Genomic DNA, 16,607 nt, shown 5'->3' with positions numbered 1-16,607 from the left:
TAGAAAGAGATTCAGGAAAAGATTATGGAATTTACAAATGAATCTTTACCGCTCATTGAACGGCTGAACGAAGCGCTTACGAAAGCGGATACGGTGTTGATAGGGGCAGGCGCGGGTCTTTCGACATCGGCAGGCTTTACCTATTCGGGCGAGCGCTTTGAAAAACATTTTTCGGATTTCCGCAAAAAATACGGCTTTACCGATATGTATTCGGGCGGATTTTATCCGTTTAAAACGCTCGAAGAATTTTGGGCGTATTGGAGCCGCTACATTATGATAAACCGCTATACCGACACGCCGAAACCGGTGTACGAAAATCTGCGCAAGCTGGCGGACGGTAAGAATTACTTTGTGCTGACGACGAACGTCGATCACTGCTTTCAAAAAGCGGGCTTTGATAAGACGCGGCTCTTTTACACGCAGGGCGATTACGGCTTATGGCAGTGTTCCGTTCCCTGCCACGACAAAACCTACAACAACGAAGAGGCCGTCCGCAAAATGGTCGAAACGCAAAAAGACATGCGCATTCCATCCGATTTGATTCCGTACTGTCCGAGATGCGGAAAACCGATGTCGATGAACCTTCGAAGCGATTCGACTTTCGTGGAAGACGAGGGTTGGCACGAAGCCTCCGAACGCTACGGCAACTTTATCGCGGCGCATAAAAACGAAAAAATCCTCTTTTTGGAATTGGGCGTCGGCTCGAATACGCCCGGCATTATCAAATATCCGTTTTGGCGCATGTGCGCCGACAACCCGCGTTCGCTTTACGCGTGCATCAATTACGGCGAAGCGTTCTGTCCCGAAGAAATCCGCGGGCGATCGATATGCATAGACGGCGATATTGCAAGCATGCTGGAAAAAATGCGGCGAAGCATGAAGCCCCGCTAGGCTTCATACAGCGAGTGGAGGGCGCGGTATACGCGGTTCGCTTTTTCTTTTTGCGCTTCGGTAAAGTCGGCGTTTACGTCGTCGCTTAAGAGTTCGAGCGATGAAAGGCTTTCGTTGAGCGCCGTGGCAAAGCCGCGCGACACTTTAAACCAATAGGTGCCGTTACCGTCGGTAAAGAGGCACACGAAGCCGTACTCTTTGCTCTTTTGTTTTGCGACCGCCACTCCCAGCACGATGTCGAGCGCATCGGAAAGGCGTGCGGATGCACCTTCGTCGGCAAGGCTTATGTTGAGTTTTTTGTCGAATTTGTTTTCCGGCATAGGAGAAAGCGAAATCGATTTTGCAAGCTTTAAAGCAAGTTCGAGCTTTTCACCGTCGAGCAGCGTATAGCCGTTTTCAAAGAGTATTTTGCAGCGGAGTCATCCGACCTGTTTTACAAGGTTTTCGTCGGTTTCGCTTTTTGCCGCCTTGATAAAATTTTCGTAGGGCAGAAGCGCGGTTTTTTTGCCCTTGATTTTTTTCAGTTCGAACGTTTTTCCGCCGAACGAAACGCACTCTTCGTCTTTTATCTCTTTAATAATTTTTTTCGGTTTTCCGTTTTCGTCTTTCGCCTTTTGTTTCGGGGAAAGGATATCCGTTTCGTACGCTTTGCTTTTCCGCGTGCATTTTTTTTCAAGTTTTTCGCGCAGCGAGGGATCGATCGCGTCGAGCAGTGTCCTCGTCAAGGGAGAGACGCTCATGGCAAACATGCGCGATGTGCGTACGATTTCCCCCGCGACGATGTACAGCGGATCGGTTCGGAACATGCTGCTTCCCGGATGGATGCAGATGTGTTCGGTCGTCAGCGTTTTGTAATTGTCTTTTCCTTCGCGCACGCATACGAACTGCATCATACCCGCGGCTATGCAGCACAGATAATCGCTCATCGCTCCGCCTCCGGTGATCGGGATCTGCATATCGGTGACGATCTGCGAAAGCTGTATGTCTATGTTTTCGATTTCCGCCATAACGCGTTCGTCAAGAAAACTGTTTTTGCAAAAGCGCGCTTTATTCGAAGCGCCGCGGTACGCGCGAAAGATGTGCAGGTAGGAAACGAAGTCACCCTGTACGTCGCGGAACGCGTGATGCGCTCGTCTCGCTTCAAGTTCTTCTCCGGGAGGAAGTACGAAGGGGGAATTGGCCGAAAGAAAAGAGGCTGCGACGAGCGCTTCTTCGAGAACGGATGGATATTTCATAATCGCTTCGACGATGATGCGGCTTATCCTCGGTTCGAGCGGAAATTCGACCATGAGTTTTCCGACTGAAGAGAGCGTATTGTCTTTCGTTATCGCTTTCAGCATGACGAGCGTTTCGACCGCGCCTGCGATTCCTTCACGGGAAGGCGGGGAGAGAAAGTTGAAATCGTAAAAATTCGTAATGCCGAGTTCGGCCATGCGCAAAACGACTTCGCTCAAATCGGTGCGGTAAATCTCTTCGGTCGTGTACATTTCACGCGTTTCGTAATCTTTGCGCGGATAGAGGCGGTAACAGCTGCCGGGGCACGTGCGTCCGGCCCTTCCTTTTCGCTGATTGCACGACGCTTTTGAAACGGCCGTTTCGACGAGGCTCGACGTGTACGTGTGCGGATTGTAAAAATTGAGCTTCGCCAGTCCAGAATCGATGACGGTCGTGATGTCGCCTATCGTAACGGACGTTTCCGCGATATTCGTGGAAATTATTATTTTCTTTTTTCCGAACGGGGGAGGAGCGAAAACGCGCTCCTGCTCTTCTTTCGGAAGCCTGCCGTAGAGCGGCAGCGTGTGGATTTTCCGAGCGAAGGGCGAGCGGTCGAGGCGGAAAAGGCAGTCTTTAATAATTTTTTCTCCCGGCAAAAAAATCAAAATGCCGCCATCGATTCTGTTGTCGAGAACGCGCTCGACCGTGTTTTCGATTTTCGTTAAAAGCGCGTCGCATGCGGCGTCCGATACGGTGCTTGCCGAGACGGCAGGCGGATCGTAGACGAGGGTGACGGGAAAGGTAACCGTGTCGATCGTGACGATGGGGCATCCGTCGAAGTAGGACGAAAAGGCTTCGGCGTTCATCGTTGCCGACGAAACGATGACTTTGAAATCTTTGCGTTCGGTCAAAACACGTTTTAACAATCCGAGTACGAAGTCGATATTCAAACTCCGCTCGTGCGCTTCGTCGACCATAATGACCGAATACTTGGACATCCACGGGTCGAGCTTCATTTCCTGCAGCAAAATGCCGTCGGTCATTATTTTAATCCTCGTCGTCGCGTCGGTTTTATCTTCGAAGCGCATTTTGTATCCGACCAGTCCGGGATAGGTCGTGCCGAGCTGCTTTGAAATGAATTCGCTTACGGAAAGGGCGGCGATCCGTCTCGGCTGCGTTACCGCGACGATGCCCGTTTCGGCGTAGCCCGCTTCGTAGAGGATGACCGGAATCTGAGTCGTTTTGCCGCTGCCGGTCGGGCTTTGCACGACGATCACTTGGTTGTGCGCGAGCGTGTCCAGAATGCGCTGCTTTTGTTCGTATACAGGAAGCGATTTGTAATCTATAGCCATGTTTTTCGTACCCGTGTGTTTTCCATGATGATCTTCCGCGCGGCGATGTAGCGCATCCACTCCCGCCGTCCCGCGTTTCCCAGATATGCGATAAAATCGTCGTCAAGATATTTTATGACAAATTGATATGCCGTCGTGATGTACGTCGTTATGTAGTGCGCTTTCGTTTCGTGCAGAATTGCGATGCCGCCTTTTTCTTTTTTATAATAGATCACTTTGTATAAAAGTCCGTCGCCCGTATATTCGTGCGGAGCATCGGGCGTGTCGAAGGCGGGCTTTGTACGCTGCGCGCTTATCGTATTGCCGTTCGCGTAGAGTATGAGCTTTGAAAAACGCCGCTCGGATTTTTTTCCGATAAACTCGCGCTCTTGTACGATGTGCGGGTGATTTGCCCAAATGATGTCGGCTCCGCAGTCGAGCAGTTTGTAATAATACGCGCGCTGCGAAGCGGAGACGCTCCGGATGTATTCCGGAACGTTCGCATGAATCGAAAGGATAAAAATATCGCACTGGTTTTCCGCTCTGATGCGCCGTATACGGTTTCCGAACGCTTCCCTCGCATCGGGCGCGGGCGGCACGTAGTTCATGTATTCGATATAATCTTTTTCGTTCAGCACTTCCGTTACCGCGCAAAAGATAATCGTCCATCCGTTTTTTTTAATAATTTTATACCCGATGGCATCTCCGCCCGATTTTTTTAATCCCGAAAAAAAGACTTCGCGCTTCGTGCCTTTGTGTGCGCTCTCCGTTTTTTCCGCCCACTCGCGCGTATGCTTCATCCCCGAAAGTCCCTGATCGTTCGAGTGATTGTTTACGAGAGAAAAGACGTTAAAACCCGCGCTGATCGCCGCTTCGGGATATTCGGAGTGCATATTGAAGCGCGGATAGCTTGCACAGGGGATGCTGTCGTCGACCGGAGCTTCGATGTTTGCAAATGAAAAATCGCACGAGAGGGCGAGCGGGGCGATGTCTTTCCAGATGAGTGAATAATCGCTCATCGAATAGTTCGGCTTATGCGCCATGATATCGCCTGCAAACAAAAGCGTGAGGTTGTGCTGTATCTCTTCGCGATCGTTTTTTTCGCTTCCGAAAGAAGGTGCGGAATTCTCTTCGGCCGAAACGGAAAGGTTTTGCCCGCTCGGCGTTTCGGGCGCTTCCGATGCGGGCCTTTGCTTCGGAACAGTCTTACACGAAGCGAGGACGATGATGCAAAAAAGCAGGTAAAAGCTGTTCCTGATTTTCATTTATACGGCGCTTCCCGCCTGTACGAGCGTGATCGCCGCCGTTATGACGATATCTTCGACCGAACAACCGCGGGAGAGATCGCTTATCGGCTTGGCAAATCCTTGCAGAATCGGGCCGTACGCATCCGCATGGGCGAGGCGCTGCACGAGTTTATAGCCGATATTTCCGGCCGAAAGGTTCGGGAATACGATCGTGTTCACTTTACCTTTTACCGGAGAGCCGGGAGCTTTTTTGTCGGTGACGGACGGGATAAGCGCCGCATCCGCCTGCAGTTCTCCGTCGAGCAACAGGGACGGCGCTTTTGCGTGCGCTTTTTGTACCGCTTCCTGTACCGTGAGAACCGAAGGCTGAGCGCCGCCCGAACCCTTTGTTGAAAAGGAAAGGAGTGCGATGCACGGGTCGCAGCCTAAAAGCGCTTTGCACGATTTTCCCGCAGCGACTGCAATGTCGGAAAGCTGTTCGGCATCCGGTTCGGGAACGACCGCGCAGTCGGAAAAAATCATCAAACCCTTATGACCCCACGACGAATCGTGCATATCCATGACAAAGCACGAAGATGCCGTTTTGCTTTCCGTGCCGATAACTTTTAATCCCGCGCGGAGGAGAGCTGCCGTCGACGAGCGCGCGCCGCTTACCATGGCGTCGGCATAACCTTTTCTCACCATCATCGCACCGAAGCTCAAATAATCGGAAAGCATATACGCTTTGCCCGCCGCAGCATCGCCCACTTCGGGAAGATTCGTTTTTTTGTTGATCTTTCCCTGCCTGAGTTCAAAATAGGTTTGACCGAAATCGTCGAGCCACGGAGAGGTTGCGGGGTCGATGATGTCGATGCCTGCGAGCGAAACTTTAAGCGATTGTGCCGCGCTTTCGATTTTTTCACGGGAGCCGAGAAGCGTCACTTTTTTTGCGATTTTTTTTGCGACGATTTTTGCGGCCGCTTTGATCGTACGCTCTTCATCGCCTTCGGGAAGCACGAGCGACTTTTGATATGCTTTCGCTTTTTTGATCATCTCGGCTGTAAAATCGATGCCGCTCTTTGCCGCACTCTTTTTCGCTGCCGGTTTTACGGCTGCTTTTGCCTTTACCGGCGTCTTTTTTGCAGCGGATTTTTTAGCGGAAACTTTTTTTACCGTTTTTTTCGTGCCCGCTTTTTTTTCAGCCGTCTTTTTTGCCGTTTTCGAAGCTGCCTTTTTAACAGTCGTTTTTTTTGCCGCTTTACCGGCGCTTGTCTTTTTTACCGCCGTCTTTTTTGCAGCGGATTTTTTTACAACAGCCATATTTCCTCCTTATATGCCCTTACAGCAAAGAGCGCTGCTTCGGTATTACCACAATTACTATAATAGAATATGCGCTTTTATAATAAACCCTCGCACATAAAATAGCAAGGGATAGTCAATTTATTAATAAAGGGGAAAAAATTTTGTGCCTTTGTCTCCGTATGTCATTGAGTGCCGTATTGACCGAGCAATTTTTTCACGTTAAAGTGTAGCCATGTTCGATGTAAAAGATATAGATCTGTTCGATCTCGAAGAAGAAGCGTTCGATACCGTCATCGAGGGCGATATCACGTTTACGGGAAGTATCCGCTTTGCAAAGCCGTTTATGATCCGCGGCAAAGTAAAGGGCAGCATCGATGCGACGAGCGATTTGGTTATAGACAGCGGCGCATCCGTCGAAGCGGACATAAAGGCGCTCCGCGTGCTCGTTAAAGGAAAAGTGAAGGGCAACGTTGCCGCAAAAAAAATGGTATTCGTTACGGCGACGGGTTCGCTCGACGGCGATATCACGGCGGAACAGGTGGTGCTTGAACCGGGCAGCACTTTTACCGGCAAATGTACAATGGTAAAATAGTATGCAGCGATTTTTACGACGATCGATTATATGGACATTGGCGATTGCCTTTGCCTTTCCGCTTTTTTCTCAAATCTCGGACGGAGCCGAGCCGTCTCCTTCTCCTCAAACGGCACCCGCTCCGCAATCGCCTGGACTGCAAGCAGTACCTGGAGACGCTCTCGTTCCCGCACCTCAAGCGCAAAACGAAGTGCCTGCTCCGCAATCGCCGCAGACTCCCTCTGTGCAAGCCGCTCCGTCTCAGACGCCTTCCGTGCAGCCGGTGCCTCCCGCACAGGCGCAGCGCAGACAAAGCGCGCAAAAACGTGATGCGCTCGTCCTCTATCAAAACGGCGACTATGCGGCGGCGATTCAAATCTGTGAAACGGAAATCGCACGTAATCCGTCGCGCATCGAATCTTACGTGGTTTTGTGCTGGTCGCTCGTTCGAAACCGGCAATACGCGGAAGCGGAGCAGCGTGCTGCGGACGGACTTGCCGTCAGCCCCTACGATCTGCGTCTCATTGAAATATTGGGTGAAGCGAAATATTATCTCGGAAAAAATAACGGTGCGCTCGAACAGTTTCAGCGCTATGTCGCAAATGCTCCCGAAAGCGGCTCCCGTGTCGGGGCGGCATATTATTTTATGGGTGAAATCTATATCCGCCAAGCGCGCTATCAGCACGCGGATATTTCGCTTTCCGCTGCGGTAAAAAAGGAACCGCTGCTCGACCGCTGGTGGACGCGGCTGGGTTATGCGCGCGAAATGGCGGGCAATTATTACGAAGCGGCCGAAGCTTACGACGAAGCGCTCCTGCTCAATGCCGCTTCTTCCGACGCGCAAAACGGCAAAGCACGCATCGCATCCCGTCTGCAATGATCGCCAAGGTATACGTTGCCGCAAATCATCTTTGAAACTTTGGGCTGCCGCCTCAATCAAATCGAAAGCGAGTCGGCGGCGCGTTTTTTTGTCGATTCCCGTTTTTCCGTTTCCATGATACCTCCGACGGCTGCAAGCGAAGTTCTTCGCGATGTGCTTGTGTGCGTCGTAAACACGTGTGCGGTAACGCAAAAGGCGGAGCAAAAAGCGCGGCGCGAAATCCGATTGCTTTTGCAAAAGTGTCCGGCTTCTTCCGTCATCGTTACGGGCTGCTATGCGCAGCTCGCCGCGGATAAAATCGCCGAACTCGCCCCCCGAGTCGCAGTCCTTCCGGGTCTCTGCAAAGACAGGCTCGCAGACGTTCCGTCGCTCCTTTCGGATTTTATCGAAACGCACGAAATATTTTCCGCAGAAGATTTTTCGAACCTCCTTACGTCGACGCTTTTTGCCGATACGAAATCGCATGCGGGAAAAGCCGAAGCATCTTTCCGTTTGGCGACCGATACCTTTCTTGCGCATTCGCGTTCATCCCTTAAAATACAGGACGGCTGCGACAGCGCCTGCTCGTACTGTGCGATCCGAATCGCTCGGGGAAAATCGGTTTCGCTTCCGGTGCGCGACGTGCTTTCCCGAATCGCTTCTCTCAAAGCGGAGGGACAAAACGAAATCGTTTTTACGGCGGTCAATATCGCCCAGTACCGCGGAGAATACGACGGCGCGTATTATACCTTCGCCGACCTCCTCGAAAAAGCGCTCGATGAAACGAGCGGCGTTGCATTTCGCATATCGAGTATGTATCCCGAACTCGTCGACGACCGCTTTTGCCGCATCGTCAAAGACGAGCTCGTGCGCCCTCATTTTCATCTTTCGGTACAGAGCGGAAGCGATGCGATTCTCGCCGCCATGAACAGAAGCTACCGTGCTGACGATATTCTCCGATCGGTTTCAATGTTGAGACGGGCAAAAGGCAACGCATTTTTTGCATGCGACATCATCGCAGGTTTTCCCGGCGAAAGGGATGAAGATTTTTCGAAAACGCTCGAACTCTGCCGCGCGTGCGGCTTTGCATACGTTCACGTCTTTCCGTTTTCCCCGCGCCCGGGAACCCGCGCTTTTTCGATGACGCCGAAAGTTCCTTCGGCGGCCGTGCGCGAGCGGGTGCGTCTGCTTTCCGATTTCGCCCTGCAAAGTAAAATGTCCTATATCGAATCGATTTGCGGCACGACCGTGCGCGCGATTGCAGAAAACGCAAAAGAAGGCGACGGAGTTTTTCATATCCGAGCGGTAACCGAAAATTTCATCCATTGCAGGGTTCGTTGTACGGGCATCTCCGTGCCGCGTCCGGGAAGCGATATCCGTGTGCGCATCCTCACGCCGTGTATCGATGCGATACGGCGGGGCGATGAACTTGAAGCGGAAGCCGAACTCGTAAGATGAGACTGCGCTTTAGAGCGATTTACAAAAATCGGCATTCGGGCTATACTTTCTTTCGTTTTCGGGATATAGCGCAGCCGGTAGCGCGCTTGCTTTGGGAGCAAGATGTCGGGCGTTCGAACCGCCCTATCCCGACTAACGGAAACCGTGCAAGCGGATACTCGGAAAATTGCAGGTTTTGAAAATCATTAAATGATCGCACATCCTTTTACCGCATCTGCTCTTCGAGCCTAAAGTAGGCGTACCGATCTTCATCGTACGGATAATCCCAGCTGCCCGCAAAGCGTACTTTTTCGCCGCCGAATCCGGTTTTGAAAAGATAGAGTCCCGCCATCGGATTCGATGCGTCGTCGTTCGGCGGAATGCCCATGAGGTCGTAGCGCGTACATCCCTTACTTCGCGCAAAGCGTATCGCTTCCCACTGGAGTCCGTAGTTCGGCATGAGCTCTCTCAATTCCGTACCGGAACCGGCATACATATAATACGCATTGCGTCCCGAAAGCGCGATGACGATTCCCGAAAGAAGTTTGCCGCCCTTCGATGCGGTCATGATGTGGAACTGCGGAAGCGGAGCGGGGGCGGCGAGCGGTATGATCTCTTTTTTTATCGATTCGATTTTTTTTCGCGGCGGCGGTTCGTGAAAGGTATTTTCCTGAATGCGCTTGTGCGAAAACAAGATATTGAAATACTCTTCGCTTTCATAATAAAAACCTTTGCGCTTTGCCGTCTCTTCGTACAGCGCGTACCAATCGTGCAGTATATCGATGCCGCCGACGGCAAAATCGATGCCGCTCCGGTACGAGCGGCGTATGCAGTTCCGCGTCGTCGCCCTCATGCGGGAGAGGATCCGTTCGGGCGTAAGCGATAAATTGATAATGACGGTGTCGGGTGCAAGGTGATTTCCCGGCGCTTTCCGCAGTTTATGCGTTTTCGTGCCCCAGTTGAGCGCAAGCTGTGCCGTCTCCGGCTTGACGATTTCTTCCCCGCCGTATTGACTCCGCCATGCCAAATCGCAGCGCAGGCAAATGCAGTTTTCCGGAACATGGGGACGGAGGGCGAGCGCGAGCTCTTCGAGAAGCGTGCCTCTCTGTTCGGCCGGCAGCGCAATCGACGGAGCTTTCGGCGCGTATGCATAACAGCTGCCGTCGTGACGAGATCGAAGGAGCGCCAAAAACGGAAAGGTGTACACGGATGACGACGCATCGTCCGTAAAAGTCACCGAAAAAAAATACGGTTTCTGTCCGGCGCATTTTTTAAATGTCCCCCAAAACGCCGTTTGAAAAAGATTGTCTTCGGGCGGAAACGCTTCCGGAGATACCTGTTCGATCGCAACCATAAAGGCTACCATAACAATTAAACGCAAAAGGCGCAACGCCGGCTTCAGTGCAGACGGATTGTATATTTTTTTGTTTTTGCGATATACTGGTGTGAGAGAAAAAATCCGATTGTGTCGAGTGCGGCCAGATCGGTGTTCCCTGCGTTACAGGAATCCGTATGAAAAAGAAAGTATTTGTATGCTGTGCCGTGCTCGTTGTACTGGGCGCGGCTTTTGCCGAAAACGCCGAGCCGGAAAGTCCGTGGGATTTTTCGATTACAACCGATTTTGCCTATTATCCGAAAAGCGATACCATCCCTTCAGCGGGGGGGGGGACATTTTGCGCCGCTGACCGGTTTGTACGGCGGAGTGAAGCTTAGCGTAACGGGAACGGCAGGCTATACGATTCCCGTTCCCTTCGGAGATAATCCGTTGGTAAGCGGAAACAAACTCAGAGTATACGGGCAGTTTGAATTAAGCCCCGTATCGATCGCACCGGGCGTGGGAGTGAGTTTTTCGCCCATCGCTTTTTTAAGTTTTTCCGCCGGCAGTTCAATCGGTATCGGATGGACGATTAAAACCGGCTCTCTTAAGCTTCAGGGAATTGCGGCATGGAATCCCATAGCGGCTGCATACGACGATCGTACCTTTCAGAGCGCATTTTGGGAGGCATGGTTTCAGAGCGCTTTTATGTTCGATTTTGCCGCGGTCAACCCCGGCGATTGGAACCACCTTGTCGCTTATGCGGCCTATACATTAACCTATCAAGGCATCACTTCAGGCGGCGAAAACGGGAACCCGTGGCTGTACCAGCTTGCAGGCGAAAAAATAAACGGCTGGCAGTATTCGGTAAGTTTTATTGCCGCCTACCGAATGCCGCTGATATTGCAAACGGTCGGTGTGCAAACCGAATTGGGCGGTCAGCTGAACGGTAAAAAAGATTTCGCGGCCCGATATCATTCGATGAATCCGAATTTTACGACCATATCGATAAGCCCGATTATGGTATTTGAATTTTCCAAAAAAGACAGCCTTACCCTGCAGTTTAAATTTGCAAGCCGCCGCAGCTATACCGAAAAAGCCTCCGCTGCAAAAGACGTTTTAACGGGCTTACGGCAAAGCGGACGCGAATGGTATTTTAATCGCATCGCACTCAGTTACAGGCACGGCTTTTAATTTTTCTTTTAATCACGAGTTTTAGATTTATCGCCCGACACGGACGAAGGAGCATACGAATGGAACAAAATAAAAAGGCAATCGGAAAAGTCGTCTTTCAATATCCCCTGTCGGTATGTATTGCAATATACCTTATATGTTATGCGTTTCGCCTGTGGGAATATTTGACGCTCAAAACGGACGAAAGCGTTATCGGTGAAAACTTTATTCATAAAGTGTGCGGTATCGTTGTAATTTTCGTCGTGCTTTTCGTATCGGGCTTGCATTGGCGGGATATAGGTTTTACGTGCGCCAATCGGCTGAAAAACATCGGCTTGGGTTTTGCTTTGGGCTTTGTTTTTTATGCGTTCGTATATGCGGCCGAGTGTATCGCACTGTATGTGCAGGGAGCGTCTCCTTTTTTGACGATAGCTTCCGGCAGTTTTTTGCTGATAAAAAAAACCGAGTTTATAAGCGTGGGAATCGGTTTTATTCTTTTATTCAATATCCTCAACGTATGGATGGAAGAAGGTTTGTTCCGCGGACTTTTTACGCGGATTTTGCGCGAACGATATGATTTTAAGGCGGCTGTTTTTATAAGCGCTTTGCTGTTCGGCCTATGGCATATAGCAATGCCGGCACGTGCGTTTATAGAAGGGCAGATGAAGTTCGCTCCGATGCTGCTTTTGAGCGCGGGGTATGTAGCGTTCTCATTCGTCTACGGTTTGAAGATGAGTTTTTTATACAAGATGACCGGCTCTTTGTGGGCGGGTATGGCAGACCACTTTTTTAACAATACCGTTATCAATATAGTTCACGTTGTGTCGAGCAGGGGAAGCGATCATTTGCAAATCATACGGATTGTAACGGCACAGTTCCTGTCCTTTATCTTTGTGTATATTCTATATCTGCGTAAACGGAAAAACTTGCCTTCCGTATTTTGATGCCATATATTCTTTGCGATATACTACCGAATTATGCGCGATATTCAATTCCGATTTGCCGAAGTCGACGGTACGGTTTTCGGAAAGCTGTTCGATCGGCGCTCCCCGAAGTTGACGCCGCCGTTTTTTATGAGTACATTATACATACGGCTGTTGCGGAAAACGTCTGCGGTTTTCGGAAAGCGGCCGTAATCCAAATTGAGGCATACGATGGCGGAAGAACAAAATTGCAATAACGAATGCAGCTCGTGCGGCAAAAGCTGCGAGCAGCGGGATTTTCGCGCAAAGCTGCACGAAGGCAGCAGCGTCAAAAAAGTGATCGGCGTTTTAAGCGGGAAGGGAGGTGTCGGAAAGTCGTTCGTCACCTGTCTTTTAGCCTGTGCTATGAATCGTAAAGGAAAACATACTGCAATCCTCGATGCCGATATAACCGGTCCTTCGATCCCCGAAGCTTTCGGTCTCTCTTCGGCACGCGCCGAAGGAGATGAACGGATAATTCATCCGGTAACGACGGACGGCGGCATTCAGCTCATGTCTATGGACTTTCTCCTTGCGAGCAATACCGATCCCGTCATCTGGCGGGGGCCGGTCATATCCGGCGCGGTAAAGCAGTTTTGGACGGATGTGATTTGGCGCGACGTCGACTATATGTTCGTCGATATGCCGCCGGGTACGGGCGACGTGCCGCTCACGGTATTTCAATCGCTTCCGGTCGACGGCATCGTCGTCGTATCATCTCCGCAGCAGCTCGTGCGCGTCATCGTCGAAAAAGCGGTCAAGATGGCGCAGATGATGAAGATTCCGATTTTGGGGCTTGTCGAAAATATGAGCTATGTCAAATGTCCGAAGTGCGGCGAAGTCATCAACGTGTACGGCAAAAGCAATATCGAAGCGATCGCAAAAAACTATAACCTTCCGGTGCTCGCGAAGATTCCGATAGAAGAACAGTCGTCCGCTGCAATCGATTTGGGAACGATCGAAGACTTAAACGTCGATTACGTCGATCGGGCTATCGATATGATACTCACTCTGTAAAAGCCGAGCGTACGTTTTTTCTTTAAAATAAAAAAAGGGGCCGCAAGGAGGATACGACCCCTTTAAACTTTTTGTATGCCGATATAAACAGTAGTGTTTTCCATAAACTTCGGTTTTTCGAAGCTCTCTTTAAATCAATTTCGTTTTGCAAGTTTTTTTTCGATATCGCTTTTCGTCATCTTTTTTGCGTTGTACTGCAAAAGCGAATAGCCTGCCGTATTGACTTTTTTGATCCACGCGACATAGCTTCCGCCGCTTTGGAGTGCGTCCGCTTCGTCGAGCAGCTTTGCGCTTTCGGCTTCAAGGGCTTTGTCGTCGAACAAAAACTGCGAAAGAAAAATCTTCGCAAAATACGTTTCAGCATCAGTGCGCGCATCCCTTACCGCGCGCTCGAAATACTCTCCCGCTTTCGCTTTGCTCCCGCCGCCGATGGCCGGTGCGAAATAATACCACTGTGCGATATTCGTGAGCGCGTATGACATGGCGGGGTCTTCATCGAGCGCTTTTTGATAATACTTTTTTACGGCGATGCCGTCGTGCATGATGACGCCGACCGTCGCATAGCTCAAATTGCACGAAAGCATATCGGCCGCCGTACACCACAGCCATTTGTTTATCGCTTCGTTTTTGTGCGCTGAAAAATACGCGTCGTTTTTATCGTACTGCATGCGTATGAGCGATTTGAGAGAGCCTTCCATCGACGGAATTTGCCGCATATAATTGTACTGTTCGAGGATTTTAAAATTTTCGAAGATCAATTTTTCTTCATCGGAAAAAGAAGCAAGCGCGCTGTCGGAAAAATGCTCTGCGGCATAGGATTCGATTTTTGCAAGCGCGCCCTCGGGGGAAGCGCTGGAAGCGAGGTTCATACGCAGCGTCATAAAGCCGTCGATTTCCTTTTGTGCATCGGCTGAAATCGTTTCCGAGTCGAGGGCGGCGAGCGGCAGAACGAGCGCGAAAATACATAGGAGCATTATTCGAATCCGTTTCATTTCACATATATAATAGCGAATTATATGAAAAAAGGCAATGGTTTTGTTACTGTTTTATGTAGAAATCCTACATATTTCAAATGTTTTTCGCAAAAAGATAAAAATCTCCACAAAGAAATAGATGACGCAATTCGTCCATACGGAGCAATTCATCCATACGATTGCATATTGCGCCGAGAAGATATATAATGAAAAAATCGAATCGAAAAAATTTTTTTGAAACAATACCGCAGGGGGCACTATGATTAAAACCGTAAAAGATGTGGATTTAAAAGGCAAGCGCATTGTCATGAGAGTCGATTTCAACGTTCCGATGAAAGACGGCGTCGTTCAGGACGATACGCGCATTATGGCGGCGCTGCCGACGATCAAATACATTCTCGAGCAAAAGCCGCGAAGCCTCGTTTTGATGAGCCATCTCGGCGATCCTGCGAAAGACGTAAAAAAAGCCGCCGAAAAAGCGGAAAAGGCGGGAAAGCCGTTTACCGAAGAGGACAAAGAAAAATTCATCGCAGGTAAAAACCGCATGGCGCCCGTTGCCGCGTATTTGGAAAAAAAACTCGGTACGCACGTCGCGTTTGCGCCCGATGCGCTCGGTCAAAAAGCCGCCGTCGACGCGCTGCCTGAAGGCGGGGTTATGATGCTCGAAAACGTCCGCTTCCATAAAGAAGAGACGGCAAAGACGGCCGAAGAACGCGAAGTAATGGCGAAAGAGCTTTCGACTTACGGCGACATCTTCGTCAACGATGCGTTCGGTACCGCGCATCGCGATCAGGCATCGACTGCGACGATTGCAAAGTTTATGAAGACGGAATGCGTCGGCGGTTTTCTTATGGAAAAAGAAGTGAAGTATCTCGATCCGATGCTGCACAATCCTCCGAAACCGATGGTCGCGATCATCGGAGGCGCGAAAGTTTCTTCGAAAATCGCCGTGCTCGAAAGCCTTTTGAAAAACGCATCGACGCTCGTCATCGGCGGCGGTATGTCGTATACGTTTTTGAAAGCGCAGGGGCACAGCGTCGGAAAATCGCTTGTCGAAGACGATTTTATCGATACGGCGAAAAAATTATTAAGCGAAGCGAAAGCAAAAGGTGTAAACATTATTTTGCCGGTCGATCACAGAGGCGCCGAGTCCTTCGACGCGAACGCTTCCGCCGTTGCGATCGACAGTGCCGATATCCCCGACAATCTCATGGCGCTCGATGTGGGACCGAAAACGCTCGAATTGTATAAAAAGGCGATCGGAGAAGCGAAGTCGATCATTTGGAACGGGCCGGTCGGCGTTTTCGAATTCGAAGCGTTTTCGAAAGGAACGGAAGCGGTTGCGCGCATGGTCGCAGAAGCGACATCTCGCGGCGCGATGACGGTAGTCGGCGGCGGAGATTCGGTCGCTGCGGTCAATAAATTTCACCTTGCCGATAAGATGAGCCACGTTTCCACGGGCGGCGGGGCGTCGCTCGAATTCCTTGAAGGAAAAACGCTTCCGGGCATCGCGATTTTGGCACAAAAATAATTTATCGATAAACGGCGAGTTTGGAAATTATTAATTTTTCTACAGGAGTTTTTATGGCACGGCCACATTATATTGCGGGAAACTGGAAGATGAATACGAGCAAAGCCGAAGCGGTCGCGCTCGCAAAGGATTTGGTTGAGCAGCTGAAAGGCAAACCGAATAAATATATGATCGCTCCTCCCTTCGTCTATCTCGATGCGGTCTCGCAGGTTGTAAAAGGGAGCAATATTATTTTGGGCGCTCAGGATGTCGCCTCTACCGGAAACGGAGCTCATACGGGCGAAGTGTCGGCGGAAATGCTCAAAGACATCGGAGTTCAAGCGGTGATCATCGGGCATTCGGAGCGGCGGCATGAAATCGGCGAAAGCGATATGCTCATCAACGCAAAAGTGCGCAAAGCGCTCGCGTCCGGTCTCGATGTCGTACTGTGCATCGGAGAGCTGCTTTCCGAACGTGAAGAAGGAAAGGCGGAAAGCGTGTGCGCGTTCCAGCTCGATGCGGGACTTTCAGGCGTAACGGCCGCCGAAATGGCGCGCGTTACGATCGCATACGAGCCGGTGTGGGCGATCGGTACGGGAAAAACCGCGACGCCAGAAGACGCGCAGGCGATTCACGCGTTTTGCAGAGCTCATATCGAAAAGCTCTACGACAAAAAAGTCGCCGACGAAACGATCATTCAGTACGGCGGTTCGATGAAAGCGGCAAATGCAGCCGAACTGCTTTCTCAAAAGGATATCGACGGAGGGCTCATCGGAGGGGCGGCGCTGAAAGCCGACACTTTCGTTCCGATCTGCGTTCTGTAA

The 16,607-nt window shown here is 50.7% G+C and carries 16 protein-coding genes, 1 tRNA gene and 1 pseudogene; 13 read left to right on the top strand and 5 right to left on the bottom strand.

Going from position 1 to position 16,607, the window contains the following annotated elements:
- The first annotated feature begins 24 nt into the window (after positions 1 to 24).
- Positions 25 to 891, top strand: a complete 867-nt coding sequence (locus HMPREF0860_RS00920) for an SIR2 family NAD-dependent protein deacylase (RefSeq protein ID WP_021329940.1) — start codon at positions 25 to 27, stop codon at positions 889 to 891.
- On the opposite strand, the pseudogene HMPREF0860_RS00915 reads toward HMPREF0860_RS00920, so the two are convergent.
- From HMPREF0860_RS00915 to pta, 3 genes and pseudogenes are all read right to left on the bottom strand, one after another.
- A pseudogene (locus tag HMPREF0860_RS00915) lies at positions 888 to 3,458 on the bottom strand (helicase-related protein). The gene HMPREF0860_RS00920 and the pseudogene HMPREF0860_RS00915 sit on opposite strands and share 4 nt — an antisense overlap.
- Entirely contained in the window at positions 3,449 to 4,702 is a 1,254-nt protein-coding gene (locus HMPREF0860_RS00910; protein WP_021329922.1) for a CapA family protein, read from the bottom strand. Before HMPREF0860_RS00910 ends, HMPREF0860_RS00915 begins: the two are co-directional and overlap by 10 nt.
- Positions 4,703 to 5,734 carry a phosphate acetyltransferase gene (pta, locus tag HMPREF0860_RS00905; protein WP_038080741.1) on the bottom strand — a complete coding sequence of 344 codons (1,032 nt, stop codon included), beginning with the start codon at positions 5,732 to 5,734 and terminating at the stop codon, positions 4,703 to 4,705. It abuts the gene before it with no gap.
- Between the two features lie 463 nt (positions 5,735 to 6,197).
- Between pta and HMPREF0860_RS00900 the strand changes: the two genes are divergently transcribed.
- The 4 genes from HMPREF0860_RS00900 to HMPREF0860_RS00885 all read left to right on the top strand — a co-directional run bounded on the left by HMPREF0860_RS00900 (position 6,198) and on the right by HMPREF0860_RS00885 (position 8,985).
- Positions 6,198 to 6,557, top strand: a complete 360-nt coding sequence (locus HMPREF0860_RS00900) for a bactofilin family protein (RefSeq protein ID WP_021329904.1) — start codon at positions 6,198 to 6,200, stop codon at positions 6,555 to 6,557.
- 1 nt (position 6,558) lies between these two features.
- Complete coding sequence (locus HMPREF0860_RS00895) at positions 6,559 to 7,416, top strand: tetratricopeptide repeat protein (protein WP_021329898.1); 858 nt, start codon at positions 6,559 to 6,561, stop codon at positions 7,414 to 7,416.
- A gap of 15 nt (positions 7,417 to 7,431) precedes the next feature.
- The gene (mtaB, locus tag HMPREF0860_RS00890; protein WP_021329919.1) at positions 7,432 to 8,853 is read left to right on the top strand and encodes a tRNA (N(6)-L-threonylcarbamoyladenosine(37)-C(2))-methylthiotransferase MtaB; all 1,422 of its coding nucleotides are present in this window, start codon (positions 7,432 to 7,434) and stop codon (positions 8,851 to 8,853) included.
- Between the two features lie 59 nt (positions 8,854 to 8,912).
- Positions 8,913 to 8,985, top strand: a tRNA-Pro gene (locus HMPREF0860_RS00885).
- 73 nt (positions 8,986 to 9,058) lie between these two features.
- Here the strand turns inward: HMPREF0860_RS00885 and HMPREF0860_RS00880 are convergent.
- Positions 9,059 to 10,186 carry a lipid II:glycine glycyltransferase FemX gene (locus HMPREF0860_RS00880; protein WP_162146981.1) on the bottom strand — a complete coding sequence of 376 codons (1,128 nt, stop codon included), beginning with the start codon at positions 10,184 to 10,186 and terminating at the stop codon, positions 9,059 to 9,061.
- 158 nt (positions 10,187 to 10,344) lie between these two features.
- Here HMPREF0860_RS00880 and HMPREF0860_RS00875 point away from each other — a divergent pair, with 158 nt between their 5' ends.
- From HMPREF0860_RS00875 to HMPREF0860_RS00860, 5 genes are read left to right on the top strand one after another with little or no spacing between them, the layout of a single operon-like run.
- The gene (locus tag HMPREF0860_RS00875) at positions 10,345 to 10,545 is read left to right on the top strand and encodes a hypothetical protein (RefSeq protein ID WP_021329911.1); all 201 of its coding nucleotides are present in this window, start codon (positions 10,345 to 10,347) and stop codon (positions 10,543 to 10,545) included.
- Positions 10,535 to 11,341, top strand: a complete 807-nt coding sequence (locus HMPREF0860_RS00870; RefSeq protein ID WP_021329979.1) for a hypothetical protein — start codon at positions 10,535 to 10,537, stop codon at positions 11,339 to 11,341. Before HMPREF0860_RS00875 ends, HMPREF0860_RS00870 begins: the two co-directional genes overlap by 11 nt.
- A gap of 59 nt (positions 11,342 to 11,400) precedes the next feature.
- Positions 11,401 to 12,264, top strand: coding sequence for a CPBP family intramembrane glutamic endopeptidase (locus HMPREF0860_RS00865; protein WP_021329902.1), 864 nt, complete (start codon positions 11,401 to 11,403; stop codon positions 12,262 to 12,264).
- Positions 12,265 to 12,297: 33 nt separating this feature from the next.
- Positions 12,298 to 12,456 carry a hypothetical protein gene (locus HMPREF0860_RS13705; RefSeq protein ID WP_021329981.1) on the top strand — a complete coding sequence of 53 codons (159 nt, stop codon included), beginning with the start codon at positions 12,298 to 12,300 and terminating at the stop codon, positions 12,454 to 12,456.
- 18 nt (positions 12,457 to 12,474) lie between these two features.
- Positions 12,475 to 13,299: an Mrp/NBP35 family ATP-binding protein gene (locus HMPREF0860_RS00860; protein ID WP_021329946.1), complete on the top strand. Its 825-nt coding sequence runs from the start codon at positions 12,475 to 12,477 to the stop codon at positions 13,297 to 13,299.
- Between the two features lie 134 nt (positions 13,300 to 13,433).
- Here the strand turns inward: HMPREF0860_RS00860 and HMPREF0860_RS13105 are convergent, their stop codons facing one another.
- Positions 13,434 to 14,291, bottom strand: coding sequence for a hypothetical protein (locus HMPREF0860_RS13105; protein WP_156002046.1), 858 nt, complete (start codon positions 14,289 to 14,291; stop codon positions 13,434 to 13,436).
- A 24-nt stretch (positions 14,292 to 14,315) separates the two neighbouring features.
- On the opposite strand from HMPREF0860_RS13105, the gene HMPREF0860_RS13700 reads away from it, so the two are divergent.
- From HMPREF0860_RS13700 to tpiA, 3 genes are read left to right on the top strand one after another with little or no spacing between them, the layout of a single operon-like run.
- Entirely contained in the window at positions 14,316 to 14,480 is a 165-nt protein-coding gene (locus HMPREF0860_RS13700; RefSeq protein WP_156002043.1) for a hypothetical protein, read from the top strand.
- A gap of 52 nt (positions 14,481 to 14,532) precedes the next feature.
- Positions 14,533 to 15,804, top strand: a complete 1,272-nt coding sequence (locus HMPREF0860_RS00850) for a phosphoglycerate kinase (protein ID WP_021329960.1) — start codon at positions 14,533 to 14,535, stop codon at positions 15,802 to 15,804.
- A gap of 53 nt (positions 15,805 to 15,857) precedes the next feature.
- Positions 15,858 to 16,607, top strand: coding sequence for a triose-phosphate isomerase (tpiA, locus tag HMPREF0860_RS00845; protein WP_038082078.1), 750 nt, complete (start codon positions 15,858 to 15,860; stop codon positions 16,605 to 16,607).

The sequence above is a fragment of the Treponema socranskii subsp. socranskii VPI DR56BR1116 = ATCC 35536 genome (assembly GCF_000468115.1).
GTDB lineage: Bacteria > Spirochaetota > Spirochaetia > Treponematales > Treponemataceae > Treponema_D > Treponema_D socranskii.
This window is presented reverse-complemented; position numbering and strand designations above follow the sequence as displayed.